The organism is Chryseobacterium piscicola, assembly GCF_900156685.1.
GTDB lineage: Bacteria > Bacteroidota > Bacteroidia > Flavobacteriales > Weeksellaceae > Chryseobacterium > Chryseobacterium piscicola.
Window position 1 is genome coordinate 62,964 of sequence record NZ_FTOJ01000001.1, and the last position, 25,436, is coordinate 88,399.

The 25,436-nt window shown below is 36.1% G+C and carries 19 protein-coding genes; 13 read left to right on the forward strand and 6 right to left on the reverse strand.

Going from position 1 to position 25,436, the window contains the following annotated elements; all coding sequences use genetic code 11:
• Positions 1-9 precede the first annotated feature (9 nt).
• Positions 10-2,205, forward strand: coding sequence for a glutamine synthetase III family protein (locus BW939_RS00320; RefSeq protein WP_076448679.1), 2,196 nt, complete (start codon positions 10-12; stop codon positions 2,203-2,205).
• A gap of 81 nt (positions 2,206-2,286) precedes the next feature.
• Here the strand turns inward: BW939_RS00320 and BW939_RS00325 are convergent, their stop codons facing one another.
• From BW939_RS00325 to BW939_RS00345, 5 genes are all read right to left on the reverse strand, one after another.
• Complete coding sequence (locus tag BW939_RS00325) at positions 2,287-3,507, reverse strand: aminotransferase class V-fold PLP-dependent enzyme (protein WP_076448681.1); 1,221 nt, start codon at positions 3,505-3,507, stop codon at positions 2,287-2,289.
• Between the two features lie 265 nt (positions 3,508-3,772).
• Positions 3,773-4,411 carry a 50S ribosomal protein L25/general stress protein Ctc gene (locus tag BW939_RS00330; protein ID WP_076448682.1) on the reverse strand — a complete coding sequence of 213 codons (639 nt, stop codon included), beginning with the start codon at positions 4,409-4,411 and terminating at the stop codon, positions 3,773-3,775.
• 55 nt (positions 4,412-4,466) lie between these two features.
• On the reverse strand, positions 4,467-5,405 hold the full coding sequence (locus BW939_RS00335) for a ribose-phosphate pyrophosphokinase (RefSeq protein ID WP_076448684.1): 939 nt from the start codon (positions 5,403-5,405) through the stop codon (positions 4,467-4,469).
• Between the two features lie 84 nt (positions 5,406-5,489).
• Entirely contained in the window at positions 5,490-7,022 is a 1,533-nt protein-coding gene (locus tag BW939_RS00340) for an SGNH/GDSL hydrolase family protein (protein ID WP_076448691.1), read from the reverse strand.
• 12 nt (positions 7,023-7,034) lie between these two features.
• Complete coding sequence (locus tag BW939_RS00345) at positions 7,035-8,270, reverse strand: OmpP1/FadL family transporter (protein WP_076448693.1); 1,236 nt, start codon at positions 8,268-8,270, stop codon at positions 7,035-7,037.
• 283 nt (positions 8,271-8,553) lie between these two features.
• Between BW939_RS00345 and BW939_RS00350 the strand changes: the two genes are divergently transcribed.
• From BW939_RS00350 to BW939_RS00385, 7 genes are all read left to right on the forward strand, one after another.
• Positions 8,554-10,020: a PSP1 domain-containing protein gene (locus BW939_RS00350; protein WP_076448695.1), complete on the forward strand. Its 1,467-nt coding sequence runs from the start codon at positions 8,554-8,556 to the stop codon at positions 10,018-10,020.
• On the forward strand, positions 10,013-10,474 hold the full coding sequence (locus BW939_RS00355; RefSeq protein WP_076448697.1) for a gliding motility lipoprotein GldH: 462 nt from the start codon (positions 10,013-10,015) through the stop codon (positions 10,472-10,474). The genes BW939_RS00350 and BW939_RS00355 overlap by 8 nt, the downstream gene beginning before the upstream one ends.
• A 6-nt stretch (positions 10,475-10,480) precedes the next feature.
• A complete protein-coding gene (locus BW939_RS00360) occupies positions 10,481-12,856 on the forward strand; it encodes a penicillin-binding protein 1A (protein ID WP_076448699.1) in 2,376 nt (791 codons plus the stop codon).
• A gap of 278 nt (positions 12,857-13,134) precedes the next feature.
• The gene (locus BW939_RS00365; RefSeq protein WP_076448701.1) at positions 13,135-13,620 is read left to right on the forward strand and encodes a hypothetical protein; all 486 of its coding nucleotides are present in this window, start codon (positions 13,135-13,137) and stop codon (positions 13,618-13,620) included.
• A gap of 367 nt (positions 13,621-13,987) precedes the next feature.
• The gene (locus BW939_RS00375; protein WP_076448705.1) at positions 13,988-14,554 is read left to right on the forward strand and encodes a DUF6705 family protein; all 567 of its coding nucleotides are present in this window, start codon (positions 13,988-13,990) and stop codon (positions 14,552-14,554) included.
• A 139-nt stretch (positions 14,555-14,693) separates the two neighbouring features.
• Positions 14,694-16,238 carry a protein adenylyltransferase SelO gene (locus BW939_RS00380; RefSeq protein WP_076448707.1) on the forward strand — a complete coding sequence of 515 codons (1,545 nt, stop codon included), beginning with the start codon at positions 14,694-14,696 and terminating at the stop codon, positions 16,236-16,238.
• A gap of 109 nt (positions 16,239-16,347) precedes the next feature.
• Positions 16,348-17,583 (forward strand): DUF6080 domain-containing protein, encoded by a 1,236-nt coding sequence (locus tag BW939_RS00385; protein WP_228417058.1) that lies wholly within the window; start codon positions 16,348-16,350, stop codon positions 17,581-17,583.
• A 53-nt stretch (positions 17,584-17,636) separates the two neighbouring features.
• On the opposite strand, the gene BW939_RS00390 is transcribed toward BW939_RS00385, so the two are convergent.
• On the reverse strand, positions 17,637-18,170 hold the full coding sequence (locus BW939_RS00390) for a sporulation protein (protein WP_076448710.1): 534 nt from the start codon (positions 18,168-18,170) through the stop codon (positions 17,637-17,639).
• A 185-nt stretch (positions 18,171-18,355) separates the two neighbouring features.
• Between BW939_RS00390 and BW939_RS00395 the strand changes: the two genes are divergently transcribed.
• The 5 genes from BW939_RS00395 to BW939_RS00415 are packed head-to-tail and all read left to right on the forward strand — an operon-like array spanning position 18,356 to position 25,434.
• Positions 18,356-19,717, forward strand: coding sequence for a c-type cytochrome (locus BW939_RS00395; RefSeq protein ID WP_076448712.1), 1,362 nt, complete (start codon positions 18,356-18,358; stop codon positions 19,715-19,717).
• A gap of 23 nt (positions 19,718-19,740) precedes the next feature.
• The gene (locus BW939_RS00400; RefSeq protein WP_076448715.1) at positions 19,741-22,812 is read left to right on the forward strand and encodes a TAT-variant-translocated molybdopterin oxidoreductase; all 3,072 of its coding nucleotides are present in this window, start codon (positions 19,741-19,743) and stop codon (positions 22,810-22,812) included.
• A gap of 25 nt (positions 22,813-22,837) precedes the next feature.
• On the forward strand, positions 22,838-24,235 hold the full coding sequence (gene nrfD / locus BW939_RS00405) for an NrfD/PsrC family molybdoenzyme membrane anchor subunit (protein WP_076448717.1): 1,398 nt from the start codon (positions 22,838-22,840) through the stop codon (positions 24,233-24,235).
• Positions 24,222-24,743 (forward strand): DUF3341 domain-containing protein, encoded by a 522-nt coding sequence (locus tag BW939_RS00410; RefSeq protein WP_076448718.1) that lies wholly within the window; start codon positions 24,222-24,224, stop codon positions 24,741-24,743. The genes nrfD and BW939_RS00410 overlap by 14 nt, the downstream gene beginning before the upstream one ends.
• Positions 24,736-25,434, forward strand: coding sequence for a c-type cytochrome (locus BW939_RS00415; RefSeq protein WP_076448720.1), 699 nt, complete (start codon positions 24,736-24,738; stop codon positions 25,432-25,434). The genes BW939_RS00410 and BW939_RS00415 overlap by 8 nt, the downstream gene beginning before the upstream one ends.
• Positions 25,435-25,436: the final 2 nt, after the last annotated feature.

The window sequence follows — 25,436 nt, forward strand, 5'->3', positions numbered from 1 at the left end:
CAACACTCTATGTCAACTTTAAGATTTAAAGCTTTAGAAACTTTACCATTCAAGGACTTTAGAAAAGATAATTCGGTAGAAATTCCTGCTAAATTATCAGAATTGTTTTGTGAAAATGTATTCTCTGAAAATACCATGAGAGAATACCTCACAAAAGAAGCATTCCAATCTATTATGGATGCTATTAAAAAGGGAACTAAAATCCAGAGATTAATAGCTGATCAAGTTGCTGTAGCAATGAAAGACTGGGCAATGAGCAAAGGTGTTACCCATTACACGCACTGGTTTCAGCCATTAACAGGATCTACTGCAGAAAAGCACGACTCATTCTTCACGCCAATTGAAGGCGGAAGAGCAATCGAGAGATTCAGTGGAAACTTATTGATCCAACAAGAGCCAGATGCATCTTCTTTCCCGAACGGTGGTATCAGAAACACATTTGAAGCAAGAGGCTACACGGCTTGGGATCCTACATCTCCGGCATTCATTATGGGAACTACTTTATGTATTCCGTCAATCTTTATTTCTTATACAGGAGAAACTTTAGACTACAAAGCGCCTTTACTTAGAGCTTTGCACGCTGTAGACGAAGCTGCAACTAATGTAATGCAGTATTTCGACAAAAATGTAACAAAAGTAACTCCTACTTTAGGTTGGGAGCAAGAATATTTTTTGGTTGATTCTGCATTGTATCAATCTCGTCCGGATTTGGTTTTGACAGGTAAAACATTATTAGGACATTCTCCTGCAAAAGGACAGCAGTTAGACGACCATTATTTTGGTTCAATTCCCACGAGAGTCATGAATTTCATGAAAGAATTGGAAGTTGAATGTATGAAATTGGGTATCCCAGTAACAACAAGACACAACGAAGTAGCTCCAAACCAATTTGAGCTGGCTCCTATGTTTGAAGAAGTAAACGTTGCCGTAGACCACAACTCTCTGTTGATGGACGTTATGGCAAGAATTGCTCACAGACACCATTTCCATATTTTGTTCCACGAAAAACCATTCGCAGGAGTAAACGGAAGCGGAAAACATAATAACTGGTCTTTGGCAACTGACACAGGTGAAAACCTTTTAAGCCCAGGAAAAAATCCTAAGAAAAACTTACAGTTCTTAACGTTCTTCGTGAATGCTATTAAAGCGGTTCACGAATATGCGGATCTTTTGAGAGCAAGTATCGCTTCTGCAAGCAACGACCACAGATTGGGCGCCAACGAAGCTCCACCAGCAATTATTTCTGTATTTATCGGAAGTCAATTATTCAGAGTTTTGGAAGAGCTTGAAAAAGTAACTGAAGGAAAACTTTCTCCAGACGAAAAAACAGATTTAAAACTTAATGTAGTAGGGAAAATTCCTGAAATTTTGTTGGATAACACCGACAGAAACAGAACTTCTCCATTTGCATTTACAGGAAATAAATTCGAAATCAGAGCGGTAGGCTCTTCTGCGAACTGCGCAGAATCTATGACGGTAATGAATACGATTGCCGCAAAACAATTAAGCGACTTCAAAAAAGAAGTAGATGCTTTAATTGAAACAGGTCTTAAGAAAGACGAAGCCATCTTTAACGTATTGAGAGAATACATCAAGCAATGTAAAAACATTATGTTTGAAGGTGATGGATATTCTGACGACTGGGCGTTAGAAGCTGAAAAAAGAGGTTTGAATAACTGGAAAACGACTCCTGAAGCATTGAAGCAGGAAATGAACCAGAAATTCCTTGATTTATACGAAGAAATCGGAATCTTCAACCACAGAGAAGTGGAAGCGAGAAACGAAATCAAATTAGAAAAATATTCTACTGTAATTGATATTGAAGCAAGAGTATTGAGTGACATCGCAAGAAACCACATCATTCCTTCTGCTTTAAAATACCAAAACAGACTGATTGAAAACGTAAAAGGCCTTAAAGAAATCTTTGGAGAAGAAGAGTTCAAAAAATTAGCAAAAGAGCAAATGAGCTTAATTACTAATATTTCTGAAAACATCTCCACTATTAAACTGGGTGTAGAAACACTTATGAAAGCTAGAGAAGCGGCAAAAGCGATTTCTGAAAGCCAAGAACAAGCTGAAGATTACTGCAACAAAGTAAAACCTTTGTTTGATGTAATCAGGGATGCATCAGACGACCTTGAGATGATGGTTGATGATGAGCTTTGGCCAATGACCAAATACAGAGAAATGCTGTTTACAAAATAACATTTGTAAAAAATTAACTATTATTAAAAATTCCCCACTTCAAGGTGGGGAATTTGTTTTATATCATGTGAAAAAAGTGGATTAAGAAAGCATTCTCTGCGCTTTTTTAACACCCTCCACCAATAAATCTATTTCTTCAAAAGTATTGTACACAGCAAAACTTGCGCGAACCGTTCCAGCAATATTAAAAAAGTCCATAATCGGCTGCGTACAATGATGCCCCGTTCTTACAGCAATACCCATTTTATCGAGAATCATTCCTACATCAGAAGAAATACCAATTCCTTTAAGATTAAAAGAAACAACGCCGGTTCTATTCGCTTTTTCAGCATACACTTTTAAGCGTTCTATTTCCAAAAGTTTGCTTTGAGCATAAGCCAGCAAAGCATTTTCATGATTCTGCAGAGTTGAATGACCTATTTTACTAATAAAATCAACTGCTGCGCCCAAAGCGATGTTTCCACCAACATTGGGCGTTCCTGCCTCATATTTAAATGGCAAACCTGCATAAGTAGTTTTATCAAACGAACAAACTGCAATCATCTCGCCACCACCATGAAAAGGAGGGAGACTTTCCAAAACCTCTTGCTTTCCATACAAAATTCCTGTTCCCATAGGAGCGTACATTTTATGACCTGAAAACACAAAAAAATCACAATCTAAAGCCTGAACGTCTATTTTAAAATGAGGTGCAGACTGAGCACCATCTATAACGATGTATGCATCAGAATTTGCTCTTGTTTTTGCAATAATTTCTTCAATCGGATTTACAACTCCCAAAGCATTAGAAACCTGATTTACAGAAACCACTTTTGTTTTCTCACTCAAAAACTGATCTAAATAATCCAGTTGAAGAACTCCGTTTTCATCAATCGGGATGACGCGAAGTTTTGCACCCGTTCTTTCACAAAGCATTTGCCAAGGAACGATATTCGAATGATGCTCAAGATACGAGATAATAATCTCATCGTCTTTCTTCAACTTTTGAGTTAAAATATATGAGACAAGATTTATACCTTCCGTGGTTCCTTTGGTAAAAATAACCTCAAAATCATGTTTTGCATTAATGAAATTTTGGATTTTCCTTCTTGAAAGCTCCATTTCTTCCGTCGCCAACTGGCTCAAAGTATGAATTCCTCGATGCACATTGGCGTTGAGCTCTGTATAATATTGGTTCCAAACTTCTAAAACTGAATTTGGCTTCTGTGATGTTGCGGCATTATCTAAATAAACCAAAGGCTTACCATTCACTTCCCGGTTTAATATAGAAAACTGACTTCTGATTTCCTGAATGTCAAACATTTATTAAAATTTTAATTAAAAATTCTTTATTTAGAACGCCTCAAATTTACGGCTTTTTTATGAAAAGAAAGGTTTGTTTTTGATGGTTGACGGCTATATGCCGATAGATATACTCAATATTTTCTATTGCTGAAAAAAAAGATTAATTAATCATTTATGAATTTCTGATTGCCTTGAAATCTGACATAATTGAAATAACTTCCTTATTTATATAAAAAAACCTGCCAAAAAATGACAGGTTAATTTATTTAGAGTAAGAAAATTCTTATTCTGCTGCTGCTTCTTCAGTTGCAGGAGCTTCTCCTTCAGTTGCAACTTCTTCTTCATCGTCATCATCCACCATAGCACCACCTTTAGCCGCATTTCTAGACATTTTAACAGCTACTACAACTGCATTGTCTGGATGTACGAAAGTGTAACCTTCAGCTTTGATTGCTCCTACATAAAGTTTATTACCAATTTTAAGCGAAGTAATATCTACCACGATCTCATCTGGCAAGTTTGCAGGAAGAGCTTTAACTTTCAACTTTCTGAAAGTTTGACGCAATACACCACCAGCTACAACACCTTTAGAACGACCCGTAATTCTTACTGGAACTTCCATTACTACTGGCTTATCATCAGATAATCTATAGAAATCTGCGTGAATAATTTTGTCTGTAATTGGGTGGAACTGAATATCTTGAAGAACAGCAGGAATTACCTGTCCGTCAACTTCAATAGATACCGTGTGTGCTTCGGGAGTATACACTAAACCTTTGAATGCTTTCTCTAATGCAGAGAAGTTCAATGGCTCGCCACCTCCGTAAACAACACAAGGAACTAATTCAGCATCACGTAAAGCTTTTGTCGACTTTTTGCCCACGCTTTCTCTTTTTGTACCTTGAATTGTAATTGATTTCATTTATAAAAATTTAAAAAAATTGTTTCTATTTAATTTGCAAATATTTAATTATCAATTAGATAACAAATTTACTACTAATTGATTGATGCTCGTGCACCATCTTCATAACATCAGCAAATAATGGGGCGCAAGATAGCACTTTTATTTTAGTTGACAAATTTGTTTTCACAGGAATTGAGTCAGTTACAATAACTTCCAACAATTGTGAGTTTTCAATATTGTCGTAAGCCTTACCAGAAAGCACACCGTGAGTAGCCATCGCCCTTACAGATAATGCTCCTTTTTCCATTAAAATATCTGCCGCTTTACAAAGCGTACCTGCTGTATCAATCATATCATCGATAAGGATAACATTTTTACCTTCCACATCCCCGATTAGGAACATTTCTTCTACAACATTAGCTTTTTTACGCTCTTTATAAGCGATTACGACGTCGGCACCCAAGTGACCTGCATAGTTTTTCGCTCTTTTTGCACCTCCCATATCTGGAGAAGCAATAGTAAGATTATCAAGATTTAGATTTCTAATGTAGTCTACAAAAATTGTAGAAGCATACAAATGATCTACAGGAATTTCAAAGAACCCCTGGATTTGGTCTGCGTGCAGATCCATTGTCATGATTCTTGTAGCTCCGGCAGCTGTTAAAAGATTGGCCACCAATTTTGCTCCTATAGGCGCTCTTGGCTTGTCTTTTCTGTCTTGTCTTGCCAAACCAAAGTAAGGAAGAACAACTGTAATGCTTTTAGCAGAAGCTCTTTTAGCAGCATCAATCATAAGAAGCAATTCTAAAAGATTGTCTGCTGGCGGAAACGTAGAGGCAATTAGAAAAACCCTTCCCCCTCTTACAGATTCGTCTAAAACAGGCTCAAACTCTCCGTCGCTGAACTCCTGAATGATAATTTTTCCTAATTCTTTCCCGTAATACTGGGCAATTTTTTCTGCCAGTTCTTTACTGGTTCTTGTAGAAAATAAGTAACTTAACTGATCGGCCATTTTTACATTTTTATAGATTTGCAAATTTAAAAAAAAACCACAAGAATCAGTCTTGTGGTTTTCATTTTTTATTTTCTTCCCTTTTTATGGGAATTTTACTCCAGAATATTTGTTTGGATCTACTTGTGGTAAAGTAGATTTATACTTTGTGTTGATAGATTTTATAAACTCATTGGCAATTAAGGCATACCCTCTTCCTGTAAGATGTACACCGTCTAAAGAGAATGTACCTCCTGTAATGAATTTAGCCGTGTACTTTACTCCATCGAAAGAAATACCTGAGGCTCCGTTGAGTTCAACCATTTTTTTATTAGAATCTACAAAAGCAAGTCCGTAATTATCAGCCAAGGTTTTTATTGAGGTATTGTAAGCGTCCGTAGCCGTTTTTACAGCAGCTGCCTCCAATTTTGACAACACATGTTGATTCTGTAAAGGATAAGAGATACCATAAATATTTACAGGAGCTGGTGCACCCGCAAAAGTAGTTCCAATAACCGATCTTGATGATAAAAGAATATAATCTTCAGCCGTCGTCTGCCTTGCTTGTCCGAAGATTTGGCCAAACGCTGTTGCTGTTGGCAATCCCAGTGAAGGCGTAAGTGCCGCGGTAAGCTGAGCAGAAAGATCTGTAAGTGCAACATCTTTAATTAAAACAGGATTAGAAGATGTAGATGAAAGAAGATTGATTCTGTCGCCCGCACCGAAAGCAGTTAAGGCTTGCTTTAGTGGCCCGTACAAACTTGTATTTAAAGTATTAAGATTTGCTCCTAAAGTTGCTGGAGTAAGGGGATTATAAGGAACTGTAGTAAACATTGGTATAGACGTCACGTAAGGAATATTTGCCACCACTCCTTTTGTAGCACCTTTTGCTTTTAATTTTTCTAAAACCGCTTGAATAGACCCCATTACAACTGTTGGACTAGAAATATCATTTGCTCCGTAAGTAGCAGGATTTGTATTGGTTGCTTGATTAACACCTAAACCTCCGCTTGTTGCATAGCTTAAAACATCATTGTTTCCTATCCATAAAGAGAAGAATGTAGGATTTCTATTGGCAGCATCATCCGCAATGGTAGAGGTAGCACTCGATGAAAACCTTACATAATAAGGATTTGCTGTTCCCGTTAAAATTCCAGCCGCATTTCCGTATCCCGGAGCAACAAGGTGATAAGATTTTGCCCCCGGAACTCCAAAATTATTCAAAGATCCCGTCACTTTCGTTGTAACGTTTGTAGTTGGTGAACCCGCAACATTTTCTATTACAGGAGATCCGTCTACAAAAGATTTAATATACAGTTTAGTTCCCTGAATAGGCATTGTTCCTAAAAGAAGTCCACCGTTATTATCAGCCATAAGCGGCTGAACAAAAGCGCCACCTCCTGCAAGTCTCATTTGTTCGGCAATCATATTAGGATAAGACTCATTCTGTCCGTCAATGTACAAAGCGTTATCTCTGAATCCTGAGGTAAGCGAGTTACCTATAGACACATAAGTGGTAAAATTAGCTTCACCGCTCGTTACGACAATGTCCTTTACGTCTGTATCAAAATCTGTTTCGCAACTTGTTGTAAAAAACAATGCTGAAACAGCAATAGTAGATATTATTATTTTTTTCATGTGATAGTCAAATTAAAAAGCATTATATGATACACCCAAACCTAAATAGAATGCTTGGGCTTTAGCTTGTCCGTAGAAACCTAAATTTTTATTGTTTACGTTTCTGCTTTGCGGGAATGTATAGCCACCCGCTACATCTACTCCAAATTTATTTAGTTTAAACCCTAAACCTCCTGTTAAAACAAACGTATTGAATGAAGGTGTTTCTGGGATAAAATTTTCGTCAGTATAAGGAGACTCATCATAATACGCTCCTAATCTTCCAAAAATCTTATCCGTAAGAGCATATTGAGTTCCTAATCTGAAGGTTTTTGCATTTCTAAAGTTTTTTGGAGACACCGAAATAGTAGGATCTGTTTGGTTTCCTGCAGGAGCTTTAGCAAAATCAAGTGTTAATTTAGAATACCTCTCCCATCCATGATAATTGAAATCAGCAGAAAGAAGCCATTTTGGTGTCACTTTATAAGTCATACCGATAGTATATTCTTCAACAAGGGGAAGTGTAGCATTAAATTTATCAACACCATCAGCTCCTAGCCCCAAGAGACCGTAAGCAGACTGAGATGGGAATTTAAAAGTAGCAGTAGCATCCTCTGCTTTCATGTCAACTGGTGAACGATAAGCTACACTGGCTTCAAATTTATCATCTGGCTTGAAGTAAAAACCAAAACCATAACCTTGGCCACTTGCGTCTTCACTATTAAGATTTACTGTACCACCGAATTGCGTAACTGCTTTATCCCAGTTTACCTTTCCTGCAGCATAAATATAACTTGCACCAAACGCCAACCAAGGAGCCATCTTTACTGAAACCATCGGTTGAAAATAGAAACTTTTCAATTCCAATTTTTGAACCAACTCTCTACCTTCCCAATCGTAAGGATATTGAATGGTGCTGCCAAACGGTGTAGAAAAACTGAAACCTACAGATAGATTTTCTATGGGTCTATATGCAATAGCTGCATAAATAGGCGTTCCTACAGGGTTATCCGTCTCGGTGCTTTGCAATGTATTTAAATTTTGAAAAGTCACCTTATTGCTCGCTCCGAAACCTCCTGCCACAATACTCAACCTTGAAGGAATGAAAGACATTCCCGCGGGGTTAAAAAATGCAACACTCGCATCCTCTGTGTGAGCACTGGTATGTGCCATTGCTAATTGTTTTACCCCTTGCAAAGAAACCCTGAAGCCTCCTGCATAAGATAAAACCCCAGCTAATAAAGCAGTTGATACTAATATTTTTTTCATAGGGTATTATTATATAATTAATTCAAATATAAAATTATTTTACCAAGGTATGTTAATAAAACCATAATTTTTAAACAATACAACAAAAGAAAACTATGTTTAAAATAATACTTCCGCAAATAAATAAGCTAAACCACTGTTATCAAGATATTTAAAATTCACAAATAAAAACAATACTTCCTGCGTTTAAACTTAAACAATTAACTGAAATAATAATTCTTATTTTTGGAATTATGTAAAAATAAAAATCGATAAATTTGCAAATTAAATTAATATATAATATATGAGTTGTGGATGCAAAACATCCGGCGATTCTACCCACTCTTGCGGACCTAAAAAGACCGCTAGTGGCTGCGAAAATGTAAATACCTGTGGTAATAGTTATAAATTAAGTGTTTTCGACTGGTTGTCTAACGTACAAAATCCTACATCAGACAGATGTGATTTTGTGGAAGTTAGATTTAAAAATGAGAGGAAAGCGTTTTTTAAAAATATAAACAATATCCCTTTACAAATTGGTAGTGTAGTAACGGTAGAATCAAGCCCGGGGCATGATGTGGGCGTAGTAAGTCTCACCGGTGAATTGGTAAAAATTCAAATGAAAAAAAAGAGAGCTACTGAAGATGTTGCTCTCAAAATATACAGACAGGCCAATCAAAAAGACCTCGAAGTATGGCAGGAAGCCAGAAAGAAGGAAGAAACAATAAAAGTTGAAGCCAGAAAAATCTCTCACAGAATAGGTCTTGAAATGAAAATTACAGACGTAGAATATCAGGGAGATGGTTCAAAAGTTACCTTTTATTACACAGCAGAAAATCGTGTAGATTTTAGGCTTTTGATTAAAGAATATGCCGCTGCTTTTCGTACAAAGATTGACATGAAGCAGATTGGGTTCCGTCAGGAAGCTGCGAAAGTAGGTGGTATCGGTTCTTGTGGAAGAGAATTGTGTTGTTCTACCTGGCTTACAGATTTCAGATCGGTAAATACCAATGTTGCAAGATATCAGCAATTAAGCATCAACCCACAAAAATTGGCTGGGCAATGCGGAAAACTGAAGTGTTGTTTAAATTATGAGCTAGACAGTTATCTGGATGCCTTAAGTCATTTCCCATCATCATCAACAATGTTGGATACCGAAAAAGGAAGAGCTTTTTGTATAAAAATTGATGTTTTCAAGAAGAAAATGTGGTTTGCTTACGTTGATAGTTCAATGGCATGGTATGATTTCGATATAGATTTGGTTAAAAAACTAATTGCACAAAATAAAAAAGGCGAAAAAACACCACCTCTGGAAGATTTAAAAGTGCCGGAACTTGCTGTAGCATCTGTAGACCTAATCCAAGAGAATAGTGTAGATCGTTTTGAAAAGAAAAACAGAAACAACAGAAATCGTAACCAGAATCAAAGTCAAAATCAAAACAAAAACAGTGTTCAAAAAAATAAGCCTCGTGGCGAAAGACCAGAACGCATTGAAAAGACCGAGAAACCAGAACGAAAAGAAAGACCTGCACAAAATGACCGTCAAGCCGGAGAAAAGCCTTCTGACAGAAATGCTGTACGGAATCCTCAAAACAGAAATCAAAATAACCCACGACCTCAGAAAAATCAGCAACCAAAAACACAGCCTGATAAAATAGAAAAAGTGGAAAAGGTAGAAAACACCAATAATTCTGATCAGGCCAAGGTTCAAAATCCTAATAAAAAGAATTTTAAAAAGAAATATCCTCCAAAAAAAGACAACAATGCGTAAGTTTTTAGGTTTTTTAATTTTTGCTGTATTCATAAGTTGTGGTTCTTCATCAGAGGAAATCCTCATGAATCCTGTGAACGGAAAATGGAGTAAAAAGACAATTCAGAAATACAACATCAATATTTCTGATCATCAAAATTCTAAAAATATTATATTTGTTGTGAGAAACAACAGTGAGTATCCTTATAGTAATATTAGATTTATCGTTGATTTTAAGGATCTTCAAACTAAAAAAACCGAAGTTGACACTTTAAATTACATTCTTGCAAAACCCAACGGGGAATGGCTCGGAACCGGTTTTGGAGACACAAAAGAAACATTATTTTTATATAAAGTAAAATACAAGTTTCCAAAAAATGGTCAATACGAGATTAACGTGAAGCAGGCAATGAGAAATGAAAATCTACCTGGCATCGAAGATCTGGGAATAAAAGTAGAAACGGCAAAACCGTAATTGCACATGGAAGAAAACAAAAACATTTCTGGAAGCAAAGGGAAAACCTTCCCCCTTCCGCCTAAAAAAAAGAAAGACACTTCTTGGAAAAGATGGGTGAAATTCGTCTGGATTGGCCTTCTTGCTATTGTTTTAGGAATTTCAGGTCTATTCTTTTCAGTTTCCCAAGGCTTTTTGGGAGAAATGCCTGATGTGAAAGAACTTGAAAATCCTGATATTTTTGTTGCCTCAGAAATTATCTCTGCAGACGGTGTTGTTTTGGGCAAATTTGAGAAAGAAAAAACACAACCCATAACATACCAAGAGCTTCCTCCCTATCTCATTTACGCATTGCAAGCAAAAGAAGACGAGCGTTTTTCCGAACACTCAGGAATAGACCTGCAGTCAATTGCCAGAGCAGTAGCGTATGGCGGTAAAAGAGGCGGAGGATCTACTATTACTCAACAGCTGGCAAAACTACTATTTACGGGAACAGCCTCAAGAAATAAAATTGAAAGAGGCATCCAAAAATTAAAAGAGTGGGTGGTTGCTGTAAGTTTAGAAAAAAGATATACCAAGCAGGAAATTATCGAGCTATACTTTAATAAATTTGACTTCCTTTTTAATGCCAACGGTATTGAGATGGCTTCGAAAATTTATTTCAATAAAAAAACTTCAGAACTCACACTTCCTGAAGCTGCAACTTTCGTTGCAATGTTGGAAAACCCAAACAAAAATAATCCGCACAGATATCCTGAAAAAGCAAAGGAAAGACGAAATGTTGTTCTAGAGCAAATGCTGAAAACAGGCTATATTGATAATGAAACTTATCAAAAAGCTATAGGCGCACCTGTTGTTGTAGATTATCACCCAATTAAAGATGTTACCCAAGGCTATTCTGCCTATTTCAAATCTTATCTGAAAAAAGAAATTGATAAATATCTTGATGATTATGAAAAAGAAACAGGTAAAAAACTGAATCTCTACAAGGATGGACTTAAGATCTACGTTACTCTTGATTCTAAAATGCAAAAATATGCTGAAGAATCTATAAAAGAACACCTTACCGATCTTCAAAAAAGATTTGATGCAGAACAAAACAGAAGAAAAAACAGACCTTTTTATAATCTTAATGACCAAGAAGTAAACAATGTGATGATGCAGGCTGTAAGAAGAACAGGTAGATACAAACTTCTGAAAGCTGAAAACATGCCAGATGATTCTATCATGATGGAGTTCCAAAAACCTATCAAAATGTCTCGATTTACATGGTCTGGAGAGGAAGAAGTTGAAATGTCACCCTGGGATTCTATCAGATGGCACAAACAAGTTGCACAAGCTGGTTTAATGTCTATGGTTCCAGGAACCGGAGAAATCAAAGCTTGGGTTGGGGGTATAGACTGGCAGCACTTCCAATACGACCACATTAAACAAGGAAAAAGACAAGTAGGATCTACCTTCAAGCCTTTCGTATATGCGACAGCAATTATGAAATTGGGAATGACGCCTTGTTCAGTGGTTTCGAATGCTAGTTTTAACAAAGGATCTTACCATGTACCAGGACGCGGCGGAATGCTTACTTTAAAAGATGCTTTGGCCAATTCTCAAAACCCTGTTGCACTTAGGCTTGCTGAAATGACGGGTACTCAAAGCGTTATTCAAACAGCAAGAGACTTGGGAGTAACTCAGGATATTTCTACAAGTTTACCAATGGCATTAGGAGCGTCAGATATTACGATTTACGAAATGGTAGGTGCCTACAGTACTTTTGCCAACTACGGAAACTACAATAAACCGGAAATGATCTGGAGAATTGAAGACGCAAACAACAGAGTTATTAAAGAAATCAATGCTGAACCTAAAGAAGTAATGAATCCTAACTATGCGTACACCATGATCGAGTTAATGAAAGGTGTGGCACAATACGGAACAGCTGCTGGGGAATTGGGCAGAAAAGGAATTCCAAAAACTGTAGAAATTGCAGGAAAAACAGGTACTACACAGAATAACTCAGACGGTTGGTTTATGGGAATTACTCCAAAACTAGCCACCGGTGCTTGGGTGGGATGGGAAGACAGAGCCGCACACTTCCTCGGAACAGGTGAAGGTCAAGGTGCAAAAATGGCATTACCAATCTGGGCAATTTTCATGAAAAAAGTGTGGGCAGACAAATCTCTGAAAATATCTCAGGAAGACAAATTTGTAAAACCTTCTGAATGGAAAGACGGCTGTACAAACCTGAAAGGCTTAAGCACAGGATATGGTGACGATGGAGGATTGCAAACTATCGACGAGATTAAAAACCCGAAACCGGAAGAAAAGAACACCAAACAACCCGGAAGAAAAGAAGAAAACATCAACGAGAATTTGAATAATACCGAAGATATCGACTTTAATAAATAAGAATACTCAACTATAGCTATAGAGACCTCCCGATATGGAAGGTCTTTTTTTTATCAAAAAAATCTCTCTGAATACAATAAAAGCATCTTTGAGATGCTTTCTATATTTAGTCACTCCTTAAAATGTATTTAATGCACTCTTAATATATTAAGCTATGCTGGAGTTAACACTAATACTTCAGGAGTTGATACCCCTAATACTGTCGCCAATTTAATTGGTGGCTTAGCACAGCTTGGAACAGCTCCTGCAACTAAAAGAACTTGTAATTAAAAATTCTTATGAAAGCTTTAAAAATTATTTCTGTTATTTCTTTTTTATTAATTGGAGGAATTCAATTACATGGAACTGTGAATTTTGCACTGCTTTTTTTGTATTTAGTAGATTTTATTCAAAGTTTTACATATAATAACTTGGGCATTTATTGGGAAATAAGCATCCTTGCAATATTTACTATCGGTACTCTAATAATTTATCTTTTATGTAGAAAAGGTAAAGATAGATTTCTATTATTATTTTGTTTTGTTGCTTTATTGTTATCTGTTTTGTTTCTAACTGGAGCATTTGACCAAAATAATTATGACAGGATATCATTTGGATTTATTATTCCTTTATTAATTTTTTATAATAAGTTCACTAATAGTAATAATAAAAGATTTCAGAAAACAATAAAACCTCTAAAACAAGCCTTGACTACAAACGGTCAAGGTTTTTTTATACCGTACAAATTACTCTTAATATTTAGTCACTCCTTAAAACACATTTAACGCACTGAATATTAATATTTTAAATATCAATTCACTTGTTTTTCCTTGCAAGAATTTGCATCTTATAGCTTTAAAACCTTGCAAATATGTTGGGGAAAAATCCAGAAAGACTGCCAGAATTATTTCCCCCTCCGCTCAACGAATTAGTGACGGGGAATACAACAGAATGTATATAAACTACTTTAATGAAAATAAAAACAGATCTGATGAAATGAATTTTCTTAAATTTATGGATGAGCATATGTATGTAAAAGGTGTTACCTTAGTCAAAATGAATAGCAATGGAACTTTTACTAAAAAGACTTTAAGTGCTGATAAAACACAAGTAGTGGACGCGGATTGTCCTTAAAATAATAAAATAATAATTATGAAAAATAAAATTGTTTATACCTTATTTCTTTTAGGAATAATAATGTCGTGCAAAGCGCAAATAGTATCTCTTGATGTAATGTCTCAATGTAACGGCACAAACTGTCCTGATTATACTTACGTTAAAGATACTAACAATAGGTTAAATAAATTTGTCGGAACTTGGAAAGGTACTTATACAGATGGTAGAACTTATGAATTTCATTTTGTAAAAAAAGAAAATGATGGAGGATGGTTTAATGAAAAATTTTGGGATAAACTTATTGGTCGTGTTATTGTAAAAAGTGCTAATGGAAATATAATTTATAGTTCATTAGCAGAAAGTGATTTAAACTCGATAGGAGGTCTTGAATTTGTGAAAAATTTAACTGAGTATCAAATGTACTATGCTGCAAATGCTAATTGTAATGATAAAGGATATATATACATATCTTTTCCAGATCCTAATAATTTAAATCAAATGAAATTGTATTTTATGCAGGATTTGGATATTGCGTCTAAATGTCCAACCGGATATCAGACGATAATGCCGGATGCAAAGGATATCATATTAACAAAACAATAAAAAAATGCCTCAAAACTCCAAAGTCTCCTGACTTCGGAGTTTTATTTTCTTTTTAAAAAAAATTGATATTGAGAGAAAAAAGTTTTTACAAATATTACCCGAAAGGTCTTTTTTAAAACAATTTAGTTAATTTTGAACCATGAATCTCAATCAGATAAAACAACCTTTCACAGAAAATTTTCCCGGAGATTTTTCCGGAAACACCATGCAACGTCAGACTCCAAAAATGCTTTTTGCCGCCGTTGAACCTTCGGGTTTTGAACATCCAGAATTATTGATATTCAATCAAAAACTTTCAGATGAAATTGGTCTTGGAAAATATAATGAAGATTCTGATTTAAAATTTTTGGCCGGAACAGATTTACCTCAAAATATAAAAACCTACGCAACCGCTTACGCCGGACATCAGTTTGGAAACTGGGCAGGTCAACTTGGAGACGGACGCGCCATCTATGCAGGTGAAATAGAAAATAATAAAGGTGAAAAATTTGAAATTCAGTGGAAAGGTGCAGGTGCAACGCCGTATTCAAGACATGCAGATGGAAGAGCAGTTTTGAGATCATCCGTTCGAGAATATCTGATGAGTGAAGCGATGTTTCATCTCAACATCCCAACCACTAGAGCTTTGAGCCTAATTTCGAGTGGAGAAAATGTTTTGCGCGACATAATGTACAGCGGAAATCCTCAATACGAAAAAGGTGCCGTGGTTGTAAGATCTGCAGAAACTTTTCTTAGATTTGGGCATTTTGAACTTCTTGCGGCTCAGAAAGAAACGCAAACATTAAAAAAACTGCTTGATTTTACAATTGAAAATTATTTTCCTGAAATACAATCTGAGGACGAACAAAAATACAAGGATTTTTTTGAAACAGTCTGTAAAAAAACAGCAGATTTAATGGTTGAATGGTACCGCGTAGGATTTGTACATGGTGTGATGAACACAGACAATATGTCAATTTTAGGTTTAAGTATCGACTTCGGTCCTTACTCTATGTTGGATGAATATGATTTGAATTTCACACCCAACACCACAGATTTACCCGGAAGAAGATATGCCTTCGGAAAACAAGGTCAGATCGCCCAATGGAACCTCTGGCAACTCGCCAATTCGCTTTTTCAAATTATTGAAGATGAAAAGTTCTTAGAAAAAACATTAAACGAATTTGGCAACTACTTCTGGAAAAAACATGATGAGATGTTGAGTAGAAAATTCGGATTCGAGCAGTTAATATCTGGTGATGATGATTTCTTTACCCAATGGCAAAGTATGATGCAGGAACTTTCTTTAGATTACACTTTGTTTTTTAATTTAATAGAAAAAATATACAGCGAAGAAATTTCAATTGATGATATTTCTAAAATTTCTTACCAAGATATTGATGAAACTCTATTGGAGAAATTTCGGAATTTCCATGATGATTACAAGAAAAGACTTTCTAAAAATATATTTTCTGAAACCGATTCTAAAGAAATGATGAGGAAAACAAATCCGAAATTTATTTTGCGAAATTATCTACTCTATCAATGCATTGAAGAGCTAGATAACGGTAAAAATGATTTACTTTTAAAATTATTAGAAGCTTTAGAAAACCCCTATGAAGAAATTTTTCCGGAATTCTCTGTTAAACGTCCTAATGGTTTTGAAGGCGTTGCGGGCTGCTCAATGCTTTCATGCAGTTCATAATTTTTGAATTATTACAAACAAGACTTAGCGAAAAACCTTTGCAAAACCTTATTTTTGCTAAAATTTTCAGTGAATGTCTATAAAATCAAAGCTTATATACTTTTTTAAAATGATTTTCCCTTGCTCTTTCTTGGAGTTGGGAATTTTCTTTTTTTTCATTACTGCTTACGGGATTTTCGGGACCTATTTGGCTCAACACTACAAAATTGTTTTTGATAGTAGAATTCCTTGGGATGCTTATTTTAGTTTTGACAATAAAGCTATTGTAATGACGGGCGGAAGCTTTGAAAGACACCCGCTATCGTGGTATTTTTTCAATTGGATCAGAGAATTTATCTTCCTTTTTACCAAAGGAAAAACAGGAATGGAATTCAGACTTTTTCTTGTCTGGATTAGCAATATTCTTGTTAGCTTAAGCATCATTCAAGTATATAAGTATTTAAAAAACATCCTTCAAACACCAACAGCAATTAATCTCATTTTGGTATTATTTTTTAGTTTATTTTCAACTTGTATATTACTGTCTTTCACTCCAGAAACGTACACTTACACGCTTTTTTTTCTAACTGCTTTTAATTATTATTCGGCTGAAAAAATAAAAAAAGACGGCAAAATTTCCGGCCTTTCTTTAATACTTGGTACTACAATAGTTGGTGGACTTACTGTAACAAATATTGTTAAAATTTTTATCCCTGTTTTGTTTGAGAAAAATTGGCTTAAAAATTGGAAAAATTTCGGACTTACAGCTTTAAAAGTTGCAATTCCCTGTGTTATATTTGTGCTTTTATATCTCAATAGGATCAATTTCAAATATGAAAATATCCTTTCAAAATCTGGCGAGCAATACGAGAAATTTTCAAATGTTAATTCTACTCCAATTTGGGACATGATTTATTCTTACTTTCTTGGTGGGAATATTCTTTTGCCAAGCTTTTTTATAAGAGAAAAACACAACATGCAAGGATTTTACTACAAGGCATTATTCATGGATGTTTACAGCTCTTTTGTTCCCTATTTTTTCATTTCTTTACTACTTGCATTTGTACTTTGGTCTTATTTTAAAAATTTCAAAAACAAACTCGTTCAAATTCTAATGATTTCGTTTGGTATAGATATCCTCATCCACTGTGTTTTCAGATTTGGGCTTCATACCTCTTACATCTACGGCGGTCATTTTGTGTTTGTTTACCCTCTACTTTTAGGATACTTGTTTAAAACTTATAAAAAAATGCCAAAAATGCTCTCTTTTTTAGCTTGTTCTTTTATCGTTATGACCGTTTATTTAGGCATGAATAATATTTATAGAATGATAGAGTTTTATGATTTTGTAACCCGATATTACTAACAAAAAAAACGCCCGAAAACTCAGGCGTTGCTATTTTGTAATCCATCAAATTACTACTTTGCATCTGCACAGAAAATCCTGTACTGAACCGCTATTGCAGACTTAAAATACTCTCTTACACGAGAAAGGTCAGCCGCTGCACTTTGCTTATTAAAATAGCTTCCAGCAAGAATTTTATAATTAGGCCTAAGCGAAGCATCTGTTTCCACTTTTAGAGTTGGAAATCTTTTTCTGAAGTACCCCTTCACTTCATTAGCCTCTTCATTACTTTTCACCGTAGTAATTAAAATTTTGAAACCTAATATTCTTGGATTTTTCCGACAAACTTCAGCATTCGTCAATTCGCGACTTGGCACCAAAATTCGGGTAGGTTTCTTTACTTCAGGCTCAAAATCTGTAAAAGATTTTCCATTAGTAGTCTTCTCACACCGATCTTCGAGATTACCCAAAGCATCATCTACCTTAGCATCCATAGATAAAATAAGCTCAGTTCCTGAAATAGTATCTCTTCTTACAACTTGCTGGGCATCAATAGAATTAGCTCCTAAAAAAGCAAGTAAAGAAAACACTGCGATAATTTTTTTCATTTAAAATCTTGTTTTGGCAAAGTTATAAATAATAAAAAACATAGCAAACAAGGTTATTTAGAACTATTACAAATTAAACCAAAATGACATTTTACCTTTTACAGCAGTCGTTAAAATCTTCTTAAAATTGTTATTTTTGCGGGATTGATTACAAATTCAATAATTACTAACATAAGATAATTTAAATGATTAGTTGGAGAAAGCATTATAAAAAAGGGCTGATTGCGATAGGTTTATTGCTATCAACAAGTGCTTCAATTTACGGGCAAGACGGCGATCCTAAAAATGGTGAGAAACTTTTTAAGGCAAACTGTACAGCGTGTCACGCATTGGGAAAACAGGTAATAGGTCCTGATTTGAAAGGTGTGGTAGACAGGCTGAAAACTGAACAAGGTTTGGATACAGATTGGCTTCACAAGTGGATTAAAGACAACAAAGCACTAAGAGCTTCAGGCGACAAGTATGCTAATGAAGTTTTTGAGAAGTTTAACAAAACTGAAATGTTGGCATTTCCTAATCTTACTGATAAGGATATTGACGATATTTTAGCTTATACAACTAATCCTCCTGTAGAAGAACCAAAAAAAGAGGCAACTGCTGTAGCAGCTGGCGATAGCGCTTCTACCCCTGCAGCTGACAAAACAGTTACTAGCATTATGATTATTTCTCTTTTAGCAATTGCAGGCCTTTTGGTTTGGATTTTACTAAAATTGAGACAATTGGTTAAACTAGGTCAGTCTGAAGAGTTATCTGATTTAAGTAAATCAAGAGTAAAATCATTCAGCGAAATCTATGAAAAATACCACATGGTGGGTAAAGGGCTTCTTGCAATCCTTGCAATCCTTGCTGCTTACGGTGTTTGGAACTGGGTAATGTGGATTGGTGTTTACAAAGGGTATAAACCAGATCAACCTATCTATTTCTCACACAAAATTCACGCAGGTGAGCAGAAAATAGACTGTCAGCTTTGCCACTCTAGTGCTAAATATGGTAAAGTATCTGAAATACCTTCAATGAACGTTTGTATGAACTGTCACAGAACCATTTCTGAATACAACGCAGATCATTACATGGAGCCTGGAAAAGACAAAGCATTCTACGACGAGGAAATTAAAAAGATTTATGCAGCTACAGGTTGGGATCCTGCTACACAACAGTACACAGGAAAAACAACTCCAGTAGAATGGACTAGAATACATAATATGCCAGATTTTGTTTATTTTAATCACGCTCAACACGTTGTAGCTGGTGAGAAAGCAATAATCAACTCTTTCAACAAGAAAAATCCTGACAATAAAATTGATGTAGTTTGTAAAGCATGTCACGGTAAAATTGATACCATGAATGTTGTACAAATGGCAAATGATTTCACGATGGGATGGTGTATTGAATGTCACAGAACTACAGAAATAGATATGACCAACGGTTATAATAAAGATTACTTCAAAAATCTACACGACAAGTTGAAAAAACAATATCCTCAGGATGGTGGTAAGATTACGGTAGATGCTATTGGAGGTCTTGAGTGCGGTAAATGTCATTATTAATAACTAAAAAATTAGAAGTATAAATGGCTTCAAATAAAATACAATTCAGAAGTATTCACGAACTTAAAGATCCGGCTTTGAATGGAAAGCTCGCTCTTAAAGAGTTTCAGGAAGAAATTCCGGTAGAAGATTTTCTTGACAAAGCAGAAAGCAGTGATGCAAGTACGTCTAGAAGAGATTTCTTAAAACTATTAGGCTTCTCAACTGCTGCGGTTACTTTAGCGGCTTGTGAAGCTCCGGTAATCAAAACGATTCCTTATGTAGTGAAACCACACGATATTATTCCTGGGGTTCCTAATTACTACGCTTCAACTTATTTTGACGGTTTCGACTTTGCAAGTGTTTTAGTAAAAACCAGAGAAGGAAGACCAATCAAAATTGATCCGAATCCGGCAGCTGGAGATTTAGGTAAAACTAATGCAAGAGCTCAGGCAAGTGTACTTTCTCTTTATGATAACGACAAAGTAAAGCAGCCTAAACTTGACGGTAAAGACGAAACTTTCGATAAAGTAGATGATTTCATTTTGAAAGGATTAAATGAAGCCCAGTCTGCTGGTAAAAAGATTGTTCTTTTATCTCAGTCTTTCGCTTCACCTACATTCAAAAAATTATTTGCTGAATTTAAAGCAAAATATCCTACAGCTGAATTAGTAACTTATGATGCCGTTCCTTACTCTGCAGCTTTGGATGCAGCTCAGGAAGTATTCGGTCAAAGAGCATTGCCGGTTTATGATCTTAAAGGATCTGAATTGGTGATTGCCTTCCAAGCTGATTTCTTAGGAGATTACAACGCTTCAAGCCTTGAATCTTCTTATGCAGCAGCAAGAGTTCCGGGAGCAACAATGATGAGACACATTCAGGTAGAATCTAATATGTCTTTAACCGGCGCCAACGCCGATTCTAGATACAGATTGAAGCCTAGTGCAGTAAACAAAACTTTGGTGGAAGTCTACAACGCTATCGTTAGCGGAATTTCTTCAGCTGATAAAACAGCCAATGAGATCGTAAAAGAACTTCTTGCAAAAGGCAATAAAGCTGTTGTTTTAGCAGATGGTTCTAAGGCAGCTCATGTTTTAGCTCATTTAATCAACCAAAAATTAGGATCTGTTGCTTTCACTGGTAAAGCAAACTTCCTTAAAGAATTCGACAAAGCAAGATTTGAAGAGTTTTTAGGATGGGTAAATGGCGGACAAGTTGGTGTTTTAATTTCAAACAATGTAGACCCTATATATTCTTACCACAAAGGTCAGGACTTCAAAAAGTCTTTAGCAAAAGTACCTTGTATTGTTGCTGTTGCGGATAAGAAAAACGAAATGTATAAAGCAGCAAAAGCTGTAATTCCTGTAGCCAACTGGTTGGAGTCTTGGGGTGATATTGAGCCTCAGACAGGTGTTTATACATTAATGCAGCCTACTATCCAAAAGATTTTCAAATCAAGACAGATTGAAGAGTCTCTATTGGTTTGGAAAAACGGTAAAAACAATGCTGCTAACAACTACTACGATTATTTAAAAGCAAATGCAAGCTCTCTTTTAGGAGCCACATCATTTAATAAGGCTTTATATAACGGCTTTATAGCATCTAGTAATGCAACAATGCTGTCTTACGCTGGCGGAAACGCTGGTCAAGCATTAGCTGAATTAGGAAACTTCAAAGCTGCCGATCTAGAATTGGTATTATACACCAAAACTTCAATTGGAGACGGAACTCAGGCAAACAACCCTTGGTTGCAAGAATTACCAGATCCTATTACAAGAATGTCTTGGGATAATTACTTAACAATTTCTCCAAAAGATGCTGAGAAGTTTGAAATAGATAACGATCTTAATGCAAGAATGCAATTGGACGGTTCTATTGTAAATCTTACAGTAAACGGAGTGAAAATAGAAAATGTTCCTGTTTTTGTACAGCCAGGTCAGGCAGAAGGATCAGTAGGTCTTGCGCTTGGTTACGGTAAGAAAAATTCTGGAGCAACTGCAGATACGGGGGTAAATGCTTATCCTTTATTTGATGGTTCAAACCTTGTACTTTCAGGTGTTAAAATCGAAAAAACTGGAGAAGACCACGAATTTGCTGGAGTTCAGCTTCAAAATACATTGATGGGTCGTTACGAAATTGCGAGAGAAGTTCCTTTAGCAGATTTCATCAATGTACCTTTTGACGATGAGCACAAAGGGTGGAACAAACCTTTGGAATACCACACCATAAGCGGAGCACTTCCAGCAGCTAAGATTGACCTGTGGGATGCTTATGACGACACAGACGGACCTCACTTTAACTTATCTGTTGACTTGAATTCTTGTACTGGTTGTGGTGCTTGTATCATCGCCTGTCAGGCAGAAAACAACGTACCAGTTGTAGGTAAAGAAGAGATCAGAATGTCTAGGGATATGTATTGGTTAAGAATTGATCGTTACTATTCTTCGAAAGATACCTTAACTGTATATGACGGTTTGGCACAAGACAAAGCTGTTCCTGAGCTTTACGGAAGCAAAATATTAGGAATAGAAGGATCTTTAGAAAACCCAGCAGAAAACCCTGACGTGATTTTCCAGCCTGTAATGTGCCAGCACTGTAACCACGCTCCTTGTGAAACAGTTTGTCCGGTAGCGGCAACTTCACACAGTAAGCAAGGGCAAAACCACATGGCTTATAACAGATGTATTGGTACAAGATATTGTGCAAACAACTGTCCTTATAAAGTAAGAAGATTCAACTGGTTTACTTATAATTTGAATGACAAATTCGACTTCAATCAAAATAATGATTTAGGAAGAATGGTGTTAAATCCAGATGTTGTAGTGAGAACGAGAGGGGTAATGGAAAAATGTTCATTGTGTATCCAGCAGACTCAGGCAACCATCTTAAATGCTAAGAAAGAAAACAGAAGGGTAACAGATCAAGAATTCAAAGGATCAGTTGCTTGTGCTGCAGCATGTTCAACAGGATCGTTGACTTTTGGGGACATGAATGACAAAGAATCTGAAGTTAGAAAATTATATTCTAGCAATAGAAGATATCATTTACTAGAGGAGATTGGAACAAAACCAAATGTGTTCTATCATACTAAAGTAAGAAACAGAGTAGAAAAATAACGTTTAAATAATAAATAGGTAAAAAATGTCAGGACATTACGAAGCTCCGATAAGGGAACCTCTAATTATTGGTCACAAGACTTATCACGATATCACTGAAGATATTGCACGACCTATCGAAGAAAGAGCAGGTAAACTATGGTGGATTACACTATACGCTGCATTAGTTCTTTTCATCTACGGTTTTGGTTGTATTGCATATACGATTGGTACAGGTATTGGATCATGGGGACTCAACAGAACTATTAACTGGGGTTGGGATATTACCAACTTCGTATGGTGGGTAGGTATCGGTCACGCCGGAACCTTAATCTCCGCAGTATTATTATTATTTAGACAACGTTGGAGAATGTCTGTAAACCGTTCTGCGGAGGCTATGACAATCTTTGCAGTTGTACAGGCAGCACTTTTCCCAGTAATTCACATGGGTAGAGTTTGGGTAGGATATTGGGTATTCCCATTACCAAACCAGTTTGGTTCACTTTGGACAAACTTTAACTCTCCTCTACTTTGGGATGTATTTGCGATTTCTACGTATTTCTCAGTATCTACAGTATTCTGGTTCATTGGTTTAATCCCAGATTTTGCAATGATTAGAGATAGAGCAAAAACTCCTTGGACTAAGAAAATCTATACAATCCTATCTTTCGGATGGGGAGGTAAAGCAAAACACTGGCAGAGATTTGAAGAAGTATCTTTGGTATTGGCAGGTTTGGCAACACCACTTGTATTCTCCGTACACACTACGGTATCTTTTGACTTTGCTACGTCTGTAATTAAAGGATGGCACTCTACAATCTATCCGCCATACTTTGTTGCAGGTGCAATTTTCTCAGGGTTTGCAATGGTACAAACGCTATTGTTAATCGCCAGAAAAGTTTGTCACCTTGAAGATTACATCACAATGTATCATATCGAAATTATGAACATCGTAATTGTAGTAACAGGAGGTATGGTAACAGTAGCTTACGCAACTGAGTATTTCATCGGATGGTATTCTGGTTCAAGATATGAAGACTTTACATATCTTTCCCCAGGTGCAGCAGTAGGACCATATTGGTGGGCTTTCTGGGCATTGATTATCTGTAACCTTGTAATCCCTGCACTATTCTGGTTCAAGAGAGTGAGAACAAATATTATTGCAACATTTATCATTGCATTAATCATTAACATCGGTATGTGGTTTGAGCGTTTTGACATTATTGTTATCAACCTTTCTAGAGACTACTTACCTGGTTCATGGACGATGTTTAAACCAACCATCATTGATGTAGGTGTATATTTGGGAACAATAGGGTTCTTTACTGTATTATTCTTATTGTACGCAAGAACATTCCCTGTAATTGCACAGGCAGAATTAAAATCGATCTTGAAGATTTCAGGTGAAACTTATAAAGCAAAAGAAGGAGATGAGCACCACTAAAATTGTATACGGACTTTATGCTGATGACGACGATTTAATGAACGGCGTTAAAGCATTCAACGATAAAGGAATTGCAATAAACGAAGTTTATACACCTTTTCCTGTTCACGGACTAGACAAAGCTTTGGGCTTAAAGAAGACCAGAATTTCTGATGCCGCTTTCCTATACGCTTTGTATGGAGTGAGTATTGGGCTTACGGTTACTTGGTACATCATGAATCATGACTGGCCACAAAACATTGGAGGTAAACCCGCTTTTAGCTGGGTAAATAACTTCCCTGCTTTTATCGACCCTATGTTTGAATTAATGGTTTTCTGCTCTGCACACTTAATGTCGCTAACCTTTATGGTAAGAAACAAAATGTATCCTGGTGCTCCCGCGCAAAACCCAGATCCTAGAACCACAGACGATAAATTCCTTATGGAATTCTTAACTGATGATGTAGAATCCGTGAAACAACTTCTTATTGAGACTGGTGTAGAAGAAATAACTGTAAAAGATGCTTAAGATGAAGAATAATATTTTAAAAATTACAGCCGTTCTAGGTCTTTCAGTAGTATTGTTTAATTCTTGTGGGCCAAAAGAAAATACACCATTAGTATATTTTCCAGACATGTATTATCCGGTTGCTTATGATCCTTTGATGAAAGCTCAGGATGCTTATACAGATCGCGAAAATGAAATCCCTGCTTTTGTGAAAAACAACGGCGCTACAGGTCTTTCTCCAGTAGAAGGCTCAGTTGCTCAAAATAAAGATGGCGTTTTTGCTGAAAGTAAGCTTCCAAGAAATCCGGATGAATATAATACAGGTTATGATGTTTCTAAAACAATAACTACATCTCCTCTGAACCCTGCAAATGCTGCTAAAGATCTCGAAAGAGGAAAATTCTTGTTTGAGCGTACTTGTTCAGCATGTCATGGTATAGGAGGTGATGGGCAAGGACCAATCGTACAGAGCGGTGCTTATTCTGGTGTACCAAATTATGCAGATAGAGAGATAACTGTAGGATCTGTACATTATGTATTAATAAATGGTAGAAACGCCATGGGCTCTTACGCAGGACAACTAAATCCTGGGGATAGATGGAGAGTGGCAATGTATGTGATGAATGCTTTCAAAAAAGGAGCGCCAGCACCTGTTGCTGCTCCTGCAACAACAGCACCAGCAACTACTGAATCTACTGAAACTAAAAAATAAGA